This window comes from Streptomyces sp. NPDC030862 (assembly GCF_055571835.1).
This window is the reverse complement of record NZ_JBVIEN010000017.1, coordinates 62594-78371: the sequence shown is the minus strand read 5'-3', so window position 1 is coordinate 78371 and position 15778 is coordinate 62594. Positions and strand designations below refer to the sequence as shown.

The 15778-nt window shown below is 73.1% G+C and carries 15 protein-coding genes; 7 read left to right on the top strand and 8 right to left on the bottom strand.

Going from position 1 to position 15778, the window contains the following annotated elements:
* Window positions 1-87: S-adenosylmethionine synthetase N-terminal domain-containing protein (locus tag ACZ42X_RS32265; protein WP_468290178.1), on the bottom strand; the 87-nt coding region annotated here is incomplete at its 3' end.
* 193 nt (window positions 88-280) lie between these two features.
* On the opposite strand from ACZ42X_RS32265, the gene ACZ42X_RS32260 reads away from it, so the two are divergent.
* From ACZ42X_RS32260 to hsaA, 3 genes are all read left to right on the top strand, one after another.
* Window positions 281-625 (top strand): DUF6059 family protein, encoded by a 345-nt coding sequence (locus ACZ42X_RS32260; RefSeq protein ID WP_468297668.1) that lies wholly within the window; start codon window positions 281-283, stop codon window positions 623-625.
* A 101-nt stretch (window positions 626-726) separates the two neighbouring features.
* Window positions 727-1746 carry a dTDP-glucose 4,6-dehydratase gene (gene rfbB / locus ACZ42X_RS32255; protein ID WP_468297665.1) on the top strand — a complete coding sequence of 340 codons (1020 nt, stop codon included), beginning with the start codon at window positions 727-729 and terminating at the stop codon, window positions 1744-1746.
* Entirely contained in the window at window positions 1743-2942 is a 1200-nt protein-coding gene (gene hsaA / locus ACZ42X_RS32250) for a 3-hydroxy-9,10-secoandrosta-1,3,5(10)-triene-9,17-dione monooxygenase oxygenase subunit (RefSeq protein WP_468297662.1), read from the top strand. Before rfbB ends, hsaA begins: the two co-directional genes overlap by 4 nt.
* 98 nt (window positions 2943-3040) lie before the next feature.
* Here the strand turns inward: hsaA and ACZ42X_RS32245 are convergent, their stop codons facing one another.
* The gene (locus ACZ42X_RS32245; RefSeq protein ID WP_468297659.1) at window positions 3041-3967 is read right to left on the bottom strand and encodes an NAD-dependent epimerase/dehydratase family protein; all 927 of its coding nucleotides are present in this window, start codon (window positions 3965-3967) and stop codon (window positions 3041-3043) included.
* A 94-nt stretch (window positions 3968-4061) separates the two neighbouring features.
* Here ACZ42X_RS32245 and ACZ42X_RS32240 point away from each other — a divergent pair, with 94 nt between their 5' ends.
* Together ACZ42X_RS32240 and rfbH are read left to right on the top strand one after the other, a co-directional pair.
* A complete protein-coding gene (locus ACZ42X_RS32240; protein ID WP_468297656.1) occupies window positions 4062-4751 on the top strand; it encodes a dTDP-4-dehydrorhamnose 3,5-epimerase family protein in 690 nt (229 codons plus the stop codon).
* Entirely contained in the window at window positions 4748-6052 is a 1305-nt protein-coding gene (rfbH, locus tag ACZ42X_RS32235) for a lipopolysaccharide biosynthesis protein RfbH (protein WP_468297654.1), read from the top strand. Before ACZ42X_RS32240 ends, rfbH begins: the two co-directional genes overlap by 4 nt.
* 76 nt (window positions 6053-6128) lie before the next feature.
* Here the strand turns inward: rfbH and abc-f are convergent, their stop codons facing one another.
* The 6 genes from abc-f to ACZ42X_RS32205 form a co-directional block, all read right to left on the bottom strand.
* Window positions 6129-7787 (bottom strand): ribosomal protection-like ABC-F family protein, encoded by a 1659-nt coding sequence (gene abc-f, locus ACZ42X_RS32230; RefSeq protein ID WP_468297651.1) that lies wholly within the window; start codon window positions 7785-7787, stop codon window positions 6129-6131.
* 234 nt (window positions 7788-8021) lie between these two features.
* A complete protein-coding gene (locus tag ACZ42X_RS32225) occupies window positions 8022-9092 on the bottom strand; it encodes a glucose-1-phosphate thymidylyltransferase (RefSeq protein ID WP_468297648.1) in 1071 nt (356 codons plus the stop codon).
* Between the two features lie 46 nt (window positions 9093-9138).
* Window positions 9139-10395, bottom strand: a complete 1257-nt coding sequence (locus tag ACZ42X_RS32220) for an acyltransferase family protein (RefSeq protein ID WP_468297645.1) — start codon at window positions 10393-10395, stop codon at window positions 9139-9141.
* Window positions 10388-11650 (bottom strand): acyltransferase family protein, encoded by a 1263-nt coding sequence (locus ACZ42X_RS32215; protein WP_468297642.1) that lies wholly within the window; start codon window positions 11648-11650, stop codon window positions 10388-10390. The genes ACZ42X_RS32220 and ACZ42X_RS32215 overlap by 8 nt, the downstream gene beginning before the upstream one ends.
* Before the next feature lie 31 nt (window positions 11651-11681).
* The gene (locus ACZ42X_RS32210) at window positions 11682-12461 is read right to left on the bottom strand and encodes an SDR family NAD(P)-dependent oxidoreductase (RefSeq protein ID WP_468297639.1); all 780 of its coding nucleotides are present in this window, start codon (window positions 12459-12461) and stop codon (window positions 11682-11684) included.
* A 121-nt stretch (window positions 12462-12582) separates the two neighbouring features.
* Window positions 12583-13035, bottom strand: a complete 453-nt coding sequence (locus ACZ42X_RS32205) for a nuclear transport factor 2 family protein (protein ID WP_468297636.1) — start codon at window positions 13033-13035, stop codon at window positions 12583-12585.
* 202 nt (window positions 13036-13237) lie between these two features.
* Between ACZ42X_RS32205 and ACZ42X_RS32200 the strand changes: the two genes are divergently transcribed.
* Entirely contained in the window at window positions 13238-14185 is a 948-nt protein-coding gene (locus tag ACZ42X_RS32200; protein WP_468297633.1) for an aromatase/cyclase, read from the top strand.
* Complete coding sequence (locus ACZ42X_RS32195) at window positions 14178-15761, top strand: class I adenylate-forming enzyme family protein (RefSeq protein WP_468297630.1); 1584 nt, start codon at window positions 14178-14180, stop codon at window positions 15759-15761. The genes ACZ42X_RS32200 and ACZ42X_RS32195 overlap by 8 nt, the downstream gene beginning before the upstream one ends.
* Window positions 15762-15778 lie beyond the last annotated feature (17 nt).

The window sequence follows — 15778 nt, the reverse complement described above, 5'->3', positions numbered from 1 at the left end:
GTCGAGAATCGTGTCGCTGATCTGGTCAGCGATCTTGTCGGGGTGACCCTCGGTCACGGACTCCGAGGTGAACAGACGACGGGACACAACGCTCCTTGGGGTCACGGTGGCCGGCCGCCGGTGGCGACCGCGGCAGGTGGGTCCGAGCGTCGCCACGCCTCCTCGCACCCCGCTACATCCCCTCTCGAAGCTCCGCCGACCGCGCGTGCTCGACCGGTACACGAGTGCGCCGGGGCAGCCTTGCGGACCGAGCGGAGAGCCAGGGCTTGGGAGGGCAGAGGTGAGACGGCTACGACGCATCCTGATCGACTACTGCGCGGGGCCTCTCTGGCGCGCGCTGGTGGCCTTCGGCTCGATGTACGCCGGCGTGGGCTCCGCGTACCCCGACCCGGGGAACCTCCATGGTCCGTACGACCACGGCCCGTACGACCCGTACGGGCCGAACGGCTGGGGCCCGCCGGCGGGCGCCGAGCCGCCGCCCGGTCACCCGGAGCGGGTGCGGCCGGACCTGCCGCTGAGCGAGCTGGAGCACACGCTGATGCACGAGTTGTGGCCGGTGAGCGGGCCCACGGACCGGCGCCGCGCGGACCTGCCGTCCCGCAAGCACGGGAACCCCCCGGCATGACGGCGGCCCCGCACCAGGAACCCGCCCCCGGCCCTGGCGCATCGCACGGTGACGCCGGGTCCGAGCCGTCCGCCATCCCTACGTCAACCACAGGAGAGCCCATGGCGCAGCAGCGCATTCTGGTCACCGGCGGAGCCGGCTTCATCGGGTCCCATTACGTCCGCACCCTGCTCGGCCGGGAACCCGACGCCGGCCGGCTGCGGCTGACCGTCCTCGACAAGTTCACCTACGCCGGCAACCCGGCGAACCTCGCCGCCGTCCGCGGCCATCCCGGACTGTCCGTCGTCCGCGGTGACATCACGGACGTCGAGCTCGTCCACCGGCTGCTGGCCGACCACGACCAAGTGGTGCACTTCGCCGCCGAGTCCCATGTGGACCGCTCCATCGGGTGCGCCGACGCGTTCGTCCGCACCAATGTGCTCGGCACGCAGACACTCCTGGACGCCGCCCTGCGCACCGGTGTCCGTACCTTCGTCCACGTCTCCACCGACGAGGTCTACGGCTCGGTGCCCGAGGGCTCCACCAAGGAGGACGCGCCGCTGGCCCCCAACTCCCCGTACGCCGCGTCGAAGGCCTCCTCCGACCTGCTGGCGCTCGCCCAGCACCGCACGCACGGCCTCGACGTCCGGATCAGCCGCTGCTCCAACAACTACGGCCCCCGCCAGATGCCGGAGAAGCTGATCCCCCGGTTCATCACCGAACTCATGGCGGGGCGGACGGTGCCGCTGTACGGCGACGGCCTGCACATCCGCGACTGGCTGCACGTCGACGACCATGTCCGCGGCATCGAACTCGTCCGCACCCTCGGCCGCCCCGGCGAGATCTACAACATCGGCGGCGGTACGGAGCTCACCAACCACAAGCTCACCGGGATGCTCCTCGACGCGTGTGGTGCCGACTGGAGCAGCGTGCGCCACGTCGAGGACCGCAAGGGACACGACCGCCGCTACTCCGTCGACTGCGCCAAGGCGGCCGACGAACTGGGATACGCGCCCGAACGGGACTTCGCCGAGGGGCTGGCCGAGACCGTGGCCTGGTACCGCGACAACCCCGACTGGTGGGAGCCGCTGCTGTCCCACTGCACACCCGAGGCCGTCACGGCCGGAAAGGACCGGGCATGACGACCGCGACGACCACCGCCACGGCCGGCACGAGCACGCCGACTCCCGTGGACGACGTCCTCGGTGCGGTCCGGGAACTGCTGCCGGGACTGCGCGCCCGGGCCGACGAAGCGGAGCGGCTGTGCCGGCTCCCCGGGGCCTCTGTCGAGGAACTGCAGGCGGCCGGGTTCTTCCGGCTGCTGCGGCCCCGCGCCTTCGGCGGCCTCGCGGCGCCGCCCGGCGCCCACTTCACGGCCGTCAAGGAGCTGGCCGGAGCCTGCGGCTCCACCGGCTGGGTGGCGTCGGTGCTCGGTGTGCACGGCTGGCACCTGGCGCTGTTCGACCCGCGTGCCCAGCGGGAGGTGTGGGACACCGACCCGAGTGCGCTGATCTCCTCCTCGTACGCCCCGTCCGCCACCGCGACACCGGTGCCCGGCGGCTACACCCTCCGCGGCCGCTGGAGCTTCTCCTCCGGCTCCGACCACACGGCCTGGGTGCTGCTGGGCGCCCTGGTGCCCGGCGCTGAAGGCGCCCCGCCCGGCATGCGCGCCCTGCTGCTGCCGCGGGCCGACTACCGGGTCGAGGAGCACTGGGACACGGTCGGACTCCGCGGCACCGGCAGCCACGACATCGTGGTCGAGGACGCGTTCGTGCCCGCGCACCGCACCCTCGGGGTCGGCTCCGGCGCGCAGCGGGTCTTTCCCGGCTGGGAGCTCAACCCCGAGCCGCTGTACCGGGTGCCGTTCCCCGCGATGTTCACGACGGCGGTCACCGTCCCCGTCGTCGGGCTGGCCGAGGCCGCCTACCGGGACCACTGCGCCGCGCTGCGCGGCACCGGCGGCCGCCGCGCCGCCGACCCGGCGGGACAGCTGAGGATCGCCCGGGGCAGCGGTGACATCGACGCCTCGTGGCGTCAGCTCGTCGGCAACATCGATGAGCTGTACGCGCACGCCGAGCGCGGCGAGGATCCCCCGCTGGCCCAGCGCGCCCGGACCCGCCGTGACCAGGTGCTCGCGACGGAGCGGTCCGTCGACGCGGTCGACCTGCTGATGTCCCACGCCGGCGGCAACGCGATGCGCAGGGCGTCCGGCGCGCTCCAGCGCGCGTGGCGCGACGCGCACACGGCGCGGGGCCACGCGGCCAACGACACGCAGCGGGGTCTGGTGCCGTACGCGCAGCAGGCGCTGGGGCTGGACGTGCCCGAGCCCATGGTCTGAAGGCGCTCCGCGCCACGGAGCACGGGCTCGGCGCTCCCGCCGACCCGGGCCGGCCTCCGGGGGCGGCCCGGGTCCTTCCCGGTCCCGTCCCCGGTCCGCTACGGACGCCGCGCCGCCGCCAGCTGGTCCCTCAGTGACACGTCCAGCGACCGCCGCGCCCGCCAGCCCAGCACCCGCTTCGCCAGCGACACGTCCAGGCACTGCCACTCCACGTCCCGCCGCGGCGCGGGACCGTCGGGCGCCTCCCGCGTGATCCGCACCGGCACACCCGCCAGCGCGATCAGCCGGTCGACCAGGCCGCGCACGGACACCGCCTCACCCCGGCCGACGTTCAGGACCAGGCCCGCCGCCTCCGGGGTGTCGGCCGAGGCCAGTACCGCGTCGGCGACATCACGCGCGTCGACGTAGTCGCGGTACGCCCGCAGCGGGGCGAGACGCAGCTCCACCGGCTCACGCGCCTCCCGGCCCGCCGGGCCCCGGTCCGCGGTGAGCCGGGCGGTGACGGCGCCCAGCAGGCTGCCCGTGGGGGCGCCCGGGCCGGACACGTTGGCGACCCGCAGCACCACCGCGTCCAGGCCGTGGCGCGCCACGGCGTCCAGGACGTGGCGGGTGCCCGCCAGTTTGCTGCGGCCGTAGGGGGTGACCGGCGCGGGTGGGGTGCGTTCGGACGTCGGCCGGGGGCGCGCCCCGGGCCCGTACTCGTGCACCGTGCCCAGCTGGATCAGCCGCGGTCGCCGGGGCAGCCCCGCGACCGCCTCGACGAGCCGGCCGGGCATGAGGTCGTTGGTCGCGGCCATCGCCTCGCCCGTGGTCCGCCACACCGCGCCGGCGGCGTTGACGACGACGTCCGCCTCCAGGTCCCGGAGCAGTTCGGTCAGGTCCCGGACTCCGGCCCGCGCCAGGTCCCACCCCACCGTGCCGCCCCGAGCGACGTCGACGACCGTGGCGCCGGTCCTCCCGAACGCCGCACCGATATGCCGTCCGAGATACCCGGTGCCGCCCAGCACCACCACCGACCTGCCCATCGTCCTCGTCTCCCTCCGTGCCGGGTCGTTCGGCGACCAGGGTCTCCACCTGTGCTCGAGGCACGGTCGACAACGGGTTCCTACCGTCCGGGACATGGACATCGAGGAGATGGCAGTCGTCGACGCCTACCGGATCAGGCCCCGGCTGTTCACCGACGAACGGGGCTCGTTCTTCGAGTCCTTCAAGCGGGACGAGCTGGCCCGCGCGACCGGGCACCACTTCACCCCCGTACAGGTCAACTACTCGTCTTCGCGCGCCAATACGGTGCGCGGACTGCACGCCGTCCTGCTGCCGCCGGGGCAGGCGAAGTACATCACCTGCGTCCGCGGCCGGCTCTTCGACGTGGTCGTGGACGTCAGGACCGGCTCCCCCACCTTCGGCCGCCACGACGTGGCCGTCCTGGACGCCCGCGAGGGCACCGCGGTCTATCTCGCCGAGGGACTCGCGCACGGATTCGTCGCGCTCACCGACGACGCCTGCGTCAGCTACCTGTGCTCCACGTCCTACGTGCCCTCGGCCCAGCTCACCGTCCGGGCGCTCGACCCCGACCTGGGGGTGCCCTGGGGCCGGGCGCTCACCGCCGAGCCCGTGCTGTCGCCGAGGGACGCTGCGGCCCCGACGCTGGCGCAGGCCGCGGCGGCCGGGCTGCTGCCGGCGTACGCGGAGTGCCGGGCGGCGCGCGCCCGACCCGCCGTCCAGCCGGGTTCGAGCGGCGCCGCGCACAGTCGGTCCGTACACGCCGGAGACGGCCCGCTGCGACGGCCGGAGAGGGAAGCGCGATGAGCGATCACAAGGGGCTTGTTCTCGACGAGGTCCGCAAATACCACCTGGAACAGGAGCCGGCCGGTGAGTTCGTACCGGGAGTCACCGAGATCTGGCCCTCGGGCGCGGTCCTGGACGCCGAGGACCGGGTGGCCCTGGTGGAGGCCGCCGTGGACCTGCGCATCGCGGCGGGGCCCCACGCCCGCCGGTTCGAATCGCGGTTCGCGCGGAAGATGGAACGCCGCAAGGCGCACCTGACGAACTCCGGCTCGTCGGCGAACCTGCTCGCCGTGTCCGCGCTGTTCTCGCCCCGGCTGGGCGAGCGGGCGCTGAAGCCGGGTGACGAGGTGATCACCGTCGCCGCCGGCTTCCCGACCACGGTCAACCCCATCCTGCAGAACGGCGCGGTGCCCGTCTTCGTCGACGTGGACCTGGCGACGTACAACACGACCGCCGACCGGGTGGCAGCCGCCATCGGGCCGCGTACCCGGGCCGTCGTCATCGCGCACGCCCTCGGCAACCCCTTCCCGGTCGCCGAGATAGCGCAACTGGCCCGCGACCACGGGCTGTTCCTCGTGGAGGACAACTGCGACGCGGTCGGCGCCCGCCACGACGGCCGGCTCACCGGCACCTTCGGCGACCTCACCACCGTCAGCTTCTACCCCGCGCACCACATGACCATGGGCGAAGGCGGCTGTGTGCTGACCGGCGACCTCGTGCTCGCGCGGATCGTGGAGTCGCTGCGCGACTGGGGCCGGGACTGCTGGTGCGAGCCGGGGAAGAACAACACCTGTCTGAAGCGGTTCGACTACCAGCTGGGCAGCCTGCCCCAGGGCTACGACCACAAGTACATCTACTCGCACGTCGGCTACAACCTGAAGGCGACCGACATCCAGGCCGCCCTCGGCCTCACCCAGCTCGACAAGCTCGACGACTTCTGCGCCGCGCGGCGCGCCAACTGGCGGTACATGCGCGAGGCCCTGGAGGGCGTGCCGCACCTGTTGCTGCCCGAGGCCACCGAGAACAGCGATCCCAGCTGGTTCGGTTTCGCCCTCACCGTGGCGCCCGACGCGCCGTTCCGCCGGCTGGAGCTGGTCTCCTTCCTGGAGGAACGCAGGATCGGCACGCGCCATCTGTTCGCCGGCAACCTCACCCGGCACCCCGCGTACGCCGGCAGCCCGCACCGGGTCGTGGGGGATCTCACCAACAGCGACATCATCACCGAGCAGACGTTCTGGACCGGTGTCTGGCCGGGCCTGACCGAGCCGATGCTCGACTATGTCGCCGCGTCCATCCGGGAGTTCGTCGCGGCCCGCGGCTGAGCGGGCGAGCATCCGGTCGCACCACGGCCGAGGCCCCTGCCGCGTCCATCGCGGCAGGGGCCTCGGCCTGCCGGTGTCAGGCGGGCTGGAGTTCCACGGCCCGGCCGGCGCGCAGCTCCAGCCGCGTGCCGCGGAAGGACCGCCGCAGCTGCCGGTCGTGGCTGACCACGACCACGGTGCCGGGGTACGCGTCGAGGGCCCGTTCCAGCTCCTCCACGAGCGCCGGCGCCAGGTGGTTCGTCGGCTCGTCGAGCAGCAGGAGGTCCACCGGTCGGCTCACCAGCCGGGCCAGCGCCAGCCGGCGCCGCTGTCCGACCGACAGCGCCTCGACCGGGGTGCCGAGGGCCTCGGGCCGGAACAGCCCGAGTGCGAGCAGCTCCTGCTCGTACTCCTCGGGCAGCCCGGCCCGGCCGGCGGCGAACGCCTCCAGCACGGTCCGCCCGGGCCGTCCGACCGCTTCCTCCTGGCGCAGGAAGCCGACGGAGCCCGGGCGCGTCACCGATCCGGCGTCGGGGCGCAACTCCCCGGCGACGACCCGCAGCAGCGTGGTCTTGCCCGCTCCGTTCGGGCCGGTGATCAGCAGCCGTTCACCGGTGGCGAGCGACAGCGCGTCCACCCGCAGCCGGTCACCGACCACGACATCGGTGACCTCGACGGCCGGCCCTTCGGGCTCGGCGGCCCCCTCGGTGTGCAGGGCGCCCTCGGCGAAGCGCAACGGGTCCGGCGGGCGGGGCACCGGCTCCTCGCGCAGCCGCCGCAGCCGCTCGTTGGCGTTGCGCACCTTGTGCGAGGTGCCCGTGCTGGTGGCGCGGGGCCGGGCGGCGCCCGCACCGCCGTTGCTGAGCGCGACCCGCTTGCCGATGGTGGCGAGCTGGGCCGCGGCCGTGGCGGCCAGTCGCGACTGCCGGGCCAGTTCGGCCAGCCAGTCCTCGTACTCCTGCTCCCAGCGGGCGCGGGCGGCCGCCTTCGCCGTCAGGTAGCCGGACCAGCCGTTGCCGTAGCGGTGCACGGTGCGGGTGGCGTCGTCGACCTCCAGGATGGTGTGGGTGACGTTCTCCAGGAACAGCCGGTCGTGGGTGACGACCACGACGGTGCCCGCGTGGGCGCGCAGCCGCTGCTCCAGCCAGGCCACGGCCTGGTCGTCGAGGTCGTTGGTCGGCTCGTCGAGCAGCAGCACCTCGGGCGAGGCCGCCAGCGTCGCGGCCAGGGCGAGCCGCGAGCGTTCCCCGCCGGACAGTTCGTCGACGCGGCGGTCGCGGTCGAGCGAGGGCAGCCCGAGACCGTGCAGGGCGATGTCCACCCGCACATCGGCCTCGTAGCCGCCGCGCGCCTCGAATTCGGCCCGCAGCTCGCCGTAGGCGGCCAGTTCCTCGGGCGAGGCGTCGGCCAGCCGGGCCTCGGCCTCGGCCATCTCCGTCTCCAGAGCCCGCAGCCCCGCGAGGGCCCGGTCGATGGCGTCGCGCACGGTGGCGCCGGCCGGAAGGTCCAGCGTCTGCGCCAGGTGGGCGACCTTGCCGGGGGCCTCGACGGTCAGCGTCCCGTTGTCCGGCTGTTCCAAGCCGGCGATCAGGCGCAGCAGGGTGGACTTGCCCGAGCCGTTGTCGCCGACCACAGCGATCTTCTCGCCGGGGCGGACGGTGAACGACACGCCGTCGAGGACGACCCGGTCGCCGTAGCACTTGGTGACGTCGCTCAGAGCGAGCTGTCCGTGGGATGACGGACGGTGAGTGCGCAAAAGGGATCTCCTGATTCTCGTTCAGCGCTGGGGAAGGAGGCCGATCGCAGAGGAGGCGATCGGCGCGGTGCGCTCGCCGGAGGCGCGGTACTCGCGTCCGGCACGAGAATCACAGGAAGTACAGACCCATGCGGACGAGAATAGAGGGGCACCGTCGGCGGCGCCAACGGTTTTCCTGTCGCGCGCCGATGCCCGGCGGCCGGGCGTGCCGGTCCGCCGGGCGTGAGCGGGTGGTCAGGCGCGGAGCTCGACGCGGCTGTCGTCGCCGAGGACCAGCCGGTGGTACGAGCCGGGGGCACGTGGCGCCGGCCGCACTTGGGAGTTGCGTCCGATCAGGGAGGACTCGATGCGGTCCACCCCGTGGATGGAGGTGCCGGGCAGCACGATGGAGAACTCCACGCCGCTGCCCAGCACCTGGCAGTTCTCGCCGATGGAGGTGTACGGGCCGATGTACGCGTTCTCGATCCGTGCCCCGGCGGCGATGGACACCGGGCCGATGACGCGGGAGTTGCGGATCACCGCGCCCTCGGCGACCTCGACCCGGCCGATGACCTCGGAGCGCCGGTCGACGGTGCCGTCGAGCCGCGCCGTCACGTGCTCCAGCACCGTCCGGTTGACCTCCAGCAGGTCGGTGACGTTGCCGGTGTCCTTCCAGTAGCCGGTGGTCCGCGCCGCCCGTACCGTACGGCCCTGCTCCACGAGCCACTGGAGGGCGTCCGTGATCTCCAGCTCGCCGCGCGCGGAGGGCGAGATCGCCCGGACCGCCTCGTGCACGGCGGGGGTGAAGAGGTACACGCCGATCAGCGCGAGGTCGCTGGCGGGGAACTCGGGCTTCTCCTCCAGCCTCACCACCCGCCCCTCCGCGTCGAGTTCGGCGATGCCGAAGGCGGACGGGTCGGGCACGGGCGTCACCGCGACCTGGGCGTCGGGCCGGTCCAGGCGGAACTCCTCCACCAGCGGTGCGATGCCGCCGCCGACGAAGTTGTCCCCGAGGAACATCACGAAGTCGTCGTCACCGAGCCAGTCGGCGGCGATCCGGACGGCGTGCGCCAGCCCGAGCGGCTCCTCCTGCGGGATGTAGGTGATGTCGAGGCCGAAGCGCCGGCCGTCGCCGACCGCAGCCCGCACCTCACGCGCCGTGCCACCGACCACGACGCCCACCTCCCGGATGCCGGCCGCGGCCAGGGCCTCCAGACCGTAGAACAACACCGGCTTGTTGGCGACGGGAACGAGCTGCTTCGCGGAGGTGTGGGTGATCGGCCGCAGCCGGGTTCCGGAGCCTCCGGACAGCACGAGTGCCTTCATGGTCATCCTCGTTCTCTCGGGTTTCCCGAGTCGTCGGGCACGGCCGTCAGACGGCGACGGACGACGCGGACGACTGCCGCGGGTCGGCGGCAAGTCGCTGGGCCAGGGAGCCCTTCTTGAGCTTCAGGAAGGGTGTTTCGATGCAGCGGTAGCTCAGCTCCGCCAGGACGTAGGCGCCGAGGATGGTGATCGCCATGATCCCCAGGTCGGCCCAGGCCCAGCCGGACTCCGTGGGCGTGTGCAGCTCGAACAGCCGGCCCATCAGCGGCATGTGGAGCAGGTAGATGCCGTACGAGATGAGTCCGAAGCGCACCAGCGGCCGGTACGACAGCGCCCGCTGCCAGGCGCCCTCACGGCCGGCGAACCAGATCAGGGCGCCGAAGAACAGTCCGGCCACCGAGTACTTCCACACCCAGTCGTAGTGCTCGGCCAGGATCACGGGGTAGCCGAGGTCGCTGCGGAAGCCCTCGCCCGCCATGAACCCCTGGACCACCATCGCGGCGGTCACGACGGCGAACAGGGCCACCGCGGCCCGGGCGGCGCCCGCGAGCCGGTCACGTACCTCCGGCAGCGCCGTGCACGCGCCGATCGCGAACACGTCGAGATAGGTGACCGGCGAGCAGTAGACCACCATCGGCTGCAGCGCCTCGACGGGGTAGCCGGTGGCGGTCAGGAACATCCACAGCCCCCACCGCAGCAGCGGCCCGGACAGGGCCAGCACCACCACGGTCCGCACGAACCAGCGGCGCGGCAGCAGCAGCGCCAGGGCCGCCCAGATCACGTACAGCTGGATCTCGACGCCCAGGGACCACAGGTGCGCGTACAGCACCAGCGGGGTGGGCTGGAAGCTGTGCAGCATGGCCGACAGGTTCCATGTCCAGGTCCACAGGTACGGCAGGTCGCGGGCGATGGTGCCGTCGCCGTAACCGACCGCCGCCAGCACGGTCAGCACGGCCACGAACAGCAGGTAGAGCGGGGCCAGCCGCAGGGCGCGGTTGCGGAAGAAGTTCCGGGCCCGCTGCCCGCGGCTCAGCTCCGCGTGGCCGAGCAGTGTGCGGGTGATGAAGTGGCCGCTGAGGGCGAAGAACATCGGCACGCCGAGCCACCCGAACGGCACCTGCTCCGTGTGGTAGAGCAGCACGCCGAGCACGGCGAGGGCGCGCAGCCCGTCCAGGGCGGCGACATGGGTCTGTGCGGGGGCGGCACCGGTGCGGTCGGCGGTGGCGCGGCCGCGGGCGGCTCCGGCGGCCGGGTCCGGGCCGGGGCCGGCCTGAGGGCCGCGCTCCGCTGTCGTCTCACTCATGGGTGGGGACTCCGATTCGGTTGCTGGGGGTGGGGCTGGGGCGGCGCGCGGGAATCAGCACGGTCCGGCCGTCCGGGATGCCGGGCCCGGGCCGCTCCCCGGCCGCGAGGAGCTGGGCGAGGGAACGGCGCTTCCGCCTCAGGAACGGCGTCTCCAGGAAGCGGAAGCTGAGCTCGGCCGCGGCGAAGGTGCCGAGCAGGACCAGTGCGGCGTACACGAGGTCCTGGCCGGACCAGCCGTCCGGCGCGTGGGGGAAGGACGGGGACAGTTGGCCCAGCACCGGGACGTGCAGGGCGTACACCCCGTACGAGATGACCCCGACGCGGACCAGCGGCTGCGGCGACAGCGCCCGCGCGAACACCGCGCCGCGCCCCGCGTAGTGCACCAGGGCTCCGAAGAACAGGGCGACGACCGTGTACTGCCAGAGCCAGCCGTGCAGTCGGGGATAGGTGATCGGGTAGCCGAGGTCACCCGGGACGCCCTCGCCGATGGCTGCCGAACGGACCACCAGGACCGCCGTGACCACCGTGAAGAGGGCGACCGCGGCTCGGGCGAACCCGGGGATCCGCTCCCGCAGCTCGGGCAGTGCCGTGCACGCGCCCACCGCGAACGCCTCCAGGTAGGCGACCGGCGACTGTGCCACGGTGAACAGCCGCAGGAAGTCCGGCTCGCCCACGGCGTCCAGCAGCAGGTACAGCCCGCCGCGCAGCAGCGGGCCGGTGAGCGCCAGCGCGACGGCGGCCCGGACGAACCAGCGGCGCGGCAGCAGCAGCGCCAGGCCCGCCCAGACCACGTACAGCTGGACCTCGACGCACAAGGACCAGAACTGGTCGTAGACCGGCACCGAGTTGGGCGCCCAGTCGGCACCGAGGGTGCGGAAGTCGAACGTCCACGTCCACAGGTAGGGCAGGTCGTCGGTGATCTCGGCGCGGTGGTAACCGGCCATGGCCAGCACGGTCACCACCGCGCAGATCCCGAGGTAGAGCGGGGCCAGCCGCAGGGCGCGGTTACGGAAGAAGTTCCGGGCCCGCTGCCCGCGGCTCAGCTCCGGGTGACCCAGGAGGGTACGGGTGATGAAGTGGCCGCTGAGGGCGAAGAACATCGGCACGCCGAGCCACCCGAACGGCAGCTGGCCCGTGTGATAGAGCACCACGCCCAGCACCGCCACACCGCGCAGGCCGTCCAGCGCGGTCAGGTGCGCCTGCCCGCGCGCGGGCGGCGGGTGGCCGCCGGCCCGTGCCGTCGCGCTGATCACGGGTCTCCCTTCCTCTCCTCGCGGCCGGCGCTCACAGCAGCAGGAAGCCGCCGCTGACCGGGAGGAAGGCACCGGTCACATGCGAGGTCTCGTCGCCGGCGAGCAACGCGACGGCGTTGGCGACGTCCTGCGGCTCGCCGATCCGGCGCAGCGGCGTGGCCTGGATGACCGGCTCCAGCTTGCCGTCGTGCTGGCCCTTGGCCGACTCGGCCAGGTTGGGGCTGCGGGTCGCGCCGGGGATGACGGTGTTGACGCGTACCCCCTTGGGGCCCAGTTCGAGGGCCAGGTGCTTCATGGCGGACTCCATCGGGGCCTTGGTCAGGCCGTGGCCGATGGTGCCGACCAGCTGGGTGCGGGCGAAGCTGTCCGAGATGAACACGATCGCGCCCGAGCCCCGCTCGGCCATGCCGGGCGCGACGGCGGCGACCGGGCGCAGTACCGCCCGGGCCTGGGCGGCCATGTTGTCGACCAGTGCGTCGACCTCCAGGGCGAGGAACGGGCCGCGCAGGTGCGTGGAGAAGCCGGTCGTGTTGAGGACCAGGATGTCGACCGGGCCGAGCTGCCGTTCGGTCTCGGCCACGACCGCGGCGGTCTGCTCGGCGTCGGTGACGTCCCCGCCGACGGCGACCGCCCGGCCGCCCGCCTCCTCGATGGCGGTGACGACCTTCGCGGCCCCGTCGGCCGACCGGTGGTAGTTGACCGCGACGGCCGCGCCCCGGGCGGCGAGTTCGCGTGCGATGGCGCCGCCGATCTCCCGGCTGGCGCCGGTGACCAGTGCGACCTTGTCCTTGAGCTGTTCGGAGTTCGTCATGCCCCGGACGCTAGGGACGCCTCCCGGAGGACCCCTGGAGCCGTGCTGGACCCCCCGCCGGGCCCGCCGGCGAGGGGTCGGAGAGCATGAGGCCCCAGGGCCCGGGACCTTCGGCCCATGGTCAGCGCAGGTCGTCCCGGGACACCACGCGCTCGCGCACCAGCAGCGTGCCGCCTTCGCTGACCAGTACATCGGTGCAGGTGCACACCCGGTGCACCCGGGACTCACCGCCGCGCGGCGACGCGAAGACGGTGGTGTACGAGTGCACGACCAGCGAGCCGTCCTCGCGCGGGACGACGTCGAAGACGCCCGGCCAGTGCCGGTGCTGCTCGCCCGCCTCGGCGAGCGCCGCCGCGCTGCGCCGTACGGCCGCCACCAGCCCGGCGCGGCCGCGCACCGGCTCCGGCAGGGTCGGCACCGAGAAGGAGGCGTCCTCGGTGAAGGTGGCCGCCCACTCCTCGGCCCTCCCCTCGTCCAGCAGGCGCATGTGGTGTGCGTAGAACTGCTGGACCTGCGCGTACAGGGTGCCGAACTCGGCGGCGGTCGGCGACTGGGTCTCGATCTGTGCTGTCACGGCTTCTCCGTTTCCTGGGGGTGCGTGTTCGCCGGGCCAGCGTGCGCCCCGACGATCGAGCCGCGTTCGAGTCCGGCAGGAGACCGCCGGGACACCACCCCCGGCTGTCCAGCCGGGCTCCAAGGCGCCTCGAGAACGAGCCGGGAGTGTGGGCCGCGCACCCCAGAGGGGGATGCGCCGAAGAACCCCGGAGGACACAACCGTGACGAACATCGAGAAGTACTTCGCCCAGGACGAGGCGCTGGTGGCCGCCCCCGCGGAGGTGGTGCGCGGACTGGTCACCGATGTCATCGGCTGGACGCAGCTGCACACCTCCGCCGTGCACGCCGAGATCCTGGAGGACACCGGTGACGAGCAGCTGATCCAGCACTGGGAGGTCGCCGACGAGCACTCCGTGCGCACCTGGAAGGTGCGCCGTACCCAGGCGGCGGACGGCAGCCGGATCTCCTTCGTGCACGAGCCGGCCGAGGCGCCCTTCGCCTCGCTCGCGGGCGAGTGGACGTTCACCGAGCAGGACGGCAAGACCCTGGTCCGGCTCTGCCACGAGTTCACCGTCGCCGACGGTGAGGACGCCCGCGCCGCGGAGCTCTCCGCCCGGCTGCACCAGGGCAACCAGGAGTACCTGCGCACCCTCGCCCACGCCGCCGAGAACCGCGAGGAACTGGAGCGGCTGATCATCTCCTTCGAGGACCCGCTGTTCATCGCGGGCGACATCAAGGACGTGTACGACTACCTGTGGGAGGCCGACAAGTGGGAGGAGCGGATCCCCCACATCGCCAAGCTCGACCTCGAAGAGCCCGCCCCGCACGTGCAGTTCTTCGACATGGAGACCTCCACGCCCGACGGCTCGTCGCACACCACCCGCTCGGTGCGCGTCGCCGTCGAGCCGAAGATCATCGTCTACAAGCAGACGAAGCTGCCCGTGCTGCTCGACGGCCACACCGGCCACTGGAAGTTCACCCAGACCCAGGAGGGCGTCATCGCCGAGGCCCGGCACACCGCCACCATCAAGCCGTCCGCGCTGCACATCCTCGGTGAGGGCACGACCGTCCAGGACGCCCGCAACTACCTGCGCCGCGTCCTCAGCGCCAACAGCATGAGCAACCTGCGCCTCGCCAAGGCGTACGCGGAGGAGCGCGCCGGTGTCTGAGGCCCTGGCCGTCCCGGCGGTGCCGCTGGACGGGCTGCTGCGCCGGGCCGCCCGTGACCGCCCGCACCACCCGGCGGTGCGCGACGAGCGCGGCACGCTCACCTACGCCGAACTCGACGCGTACGCCGATGAGTTCGCGCACGCCCTGCTGCGTGCGGCCGGGGCGCGGGGCGCGGCGATCGGCGTGGCGAGTGTGCTCGATCCGGTGTTCGCCGCCGCCTTCTACGGCACCAGCCGCAGCGGCAACCGCATCGTCATGATCAACCCGCTGGTGCGCGAGGCAGCTCTGGAGCACGTCTTCCGCACGGCGGGCATCGAGATCGCCCTCGTCTCCACCGAGACGGCCGGGCGGCTCGCCTCGGTCCGGGAGCGGCTCCCGGAGCTGCGCGAGGTGTACGTCATCGACGCGGACCGGGTGGAGCGGCTGCCCGGGGGCGCCCGCCCGCTGGCCGACCTGCTCGAAGCGGGGCGGCCGGAGGCGGACGCGTCCGCTGCGGCGGTGCGTCCGCCCGATCCGGCGGAGCGCGATCTGGACGAGGTCGTCTGCGTCCAGTTCACCAGCGGTACCACCGGCCCGCCCAAGGGCGTCATGCTCACCCACCGCAACCTGGTGACCAACGCCGCGCAGGTGGCGTACGCCCTTGGTCTCGACGGAGAGGCCGTGTGCCTCAACCACCTGCCCCTGTACCACCTCATGCACCTCAACGCGACGGTGCACGCGGGCGGTACGCAGGTGCTGTGCCAGGATCCCGACCCCGTGGCGTCGTTCGCGGCGGCGGAACGCGCCGCGGCCACCCACTACTTCGGGCTGCCCGTGCGCCTGGCCCGGCTCGCGGCCGATGAGCGCTTCGGCTCGCTCACGGCCGGGCCCCGGCTGCGGCTGGTCGCCTCGGGCGGCTCCGCGCTCGCCCCGGCGGTCGCCACGGCGCTGCGCGAGCGGCTCGGCGTTCCGGTCATCCAGGGGTACGGGCTCGCCGAGCTCTCCCCGCTGAGCCACAACGACCGGGCCGACGACGCCAGGCCCGGCTCCGTCGGCATGGCGGTGCCCGGCACCGCATGCCGGATCGTCGACCTGGAGACCGGAGCCGCCCTCGGCGCCGGCCACAAGGGCGAGGTCCTGCTGCGCGGGCCGCAGCTGATGGCCGGCTACCTCAACCTGCCGGACGCCCCCGACATCGACGCCGACGGCTGGTTCCACACCGGCGACGTCGGCTACGAGGACGAGGACGGGCGGCTGTTCCTCGTCGACCGCATCAAGGACGTCTTCAAGGTCGACAACGAACTGGTGTCGCCGACCGAGATCGAGCGGCTCCTCGCCAAGGACCCGGACGTCGCCGACTGCGTCGTCGTGGACCATCCCGACGAGTTCAGCGGCGCCGTCGTCTGGGCGGGCGTCGTCCCGGCCGGTGACGGGCCGGTGGACCTCGCCGCCATCGCGGACCGGGTCAACGCCCACCTCGCCGACCACCAGCGGATCCGCCGTATCGAGGCGCTCACGAGCGTGCCGCGATCCCCCAGCGGCAAGGTCGAACGGCGCGTGCTCCGTGAGCGGCTGCGCGCGCCCGCCACCGCCTGACCCACCCCATCCGAGTA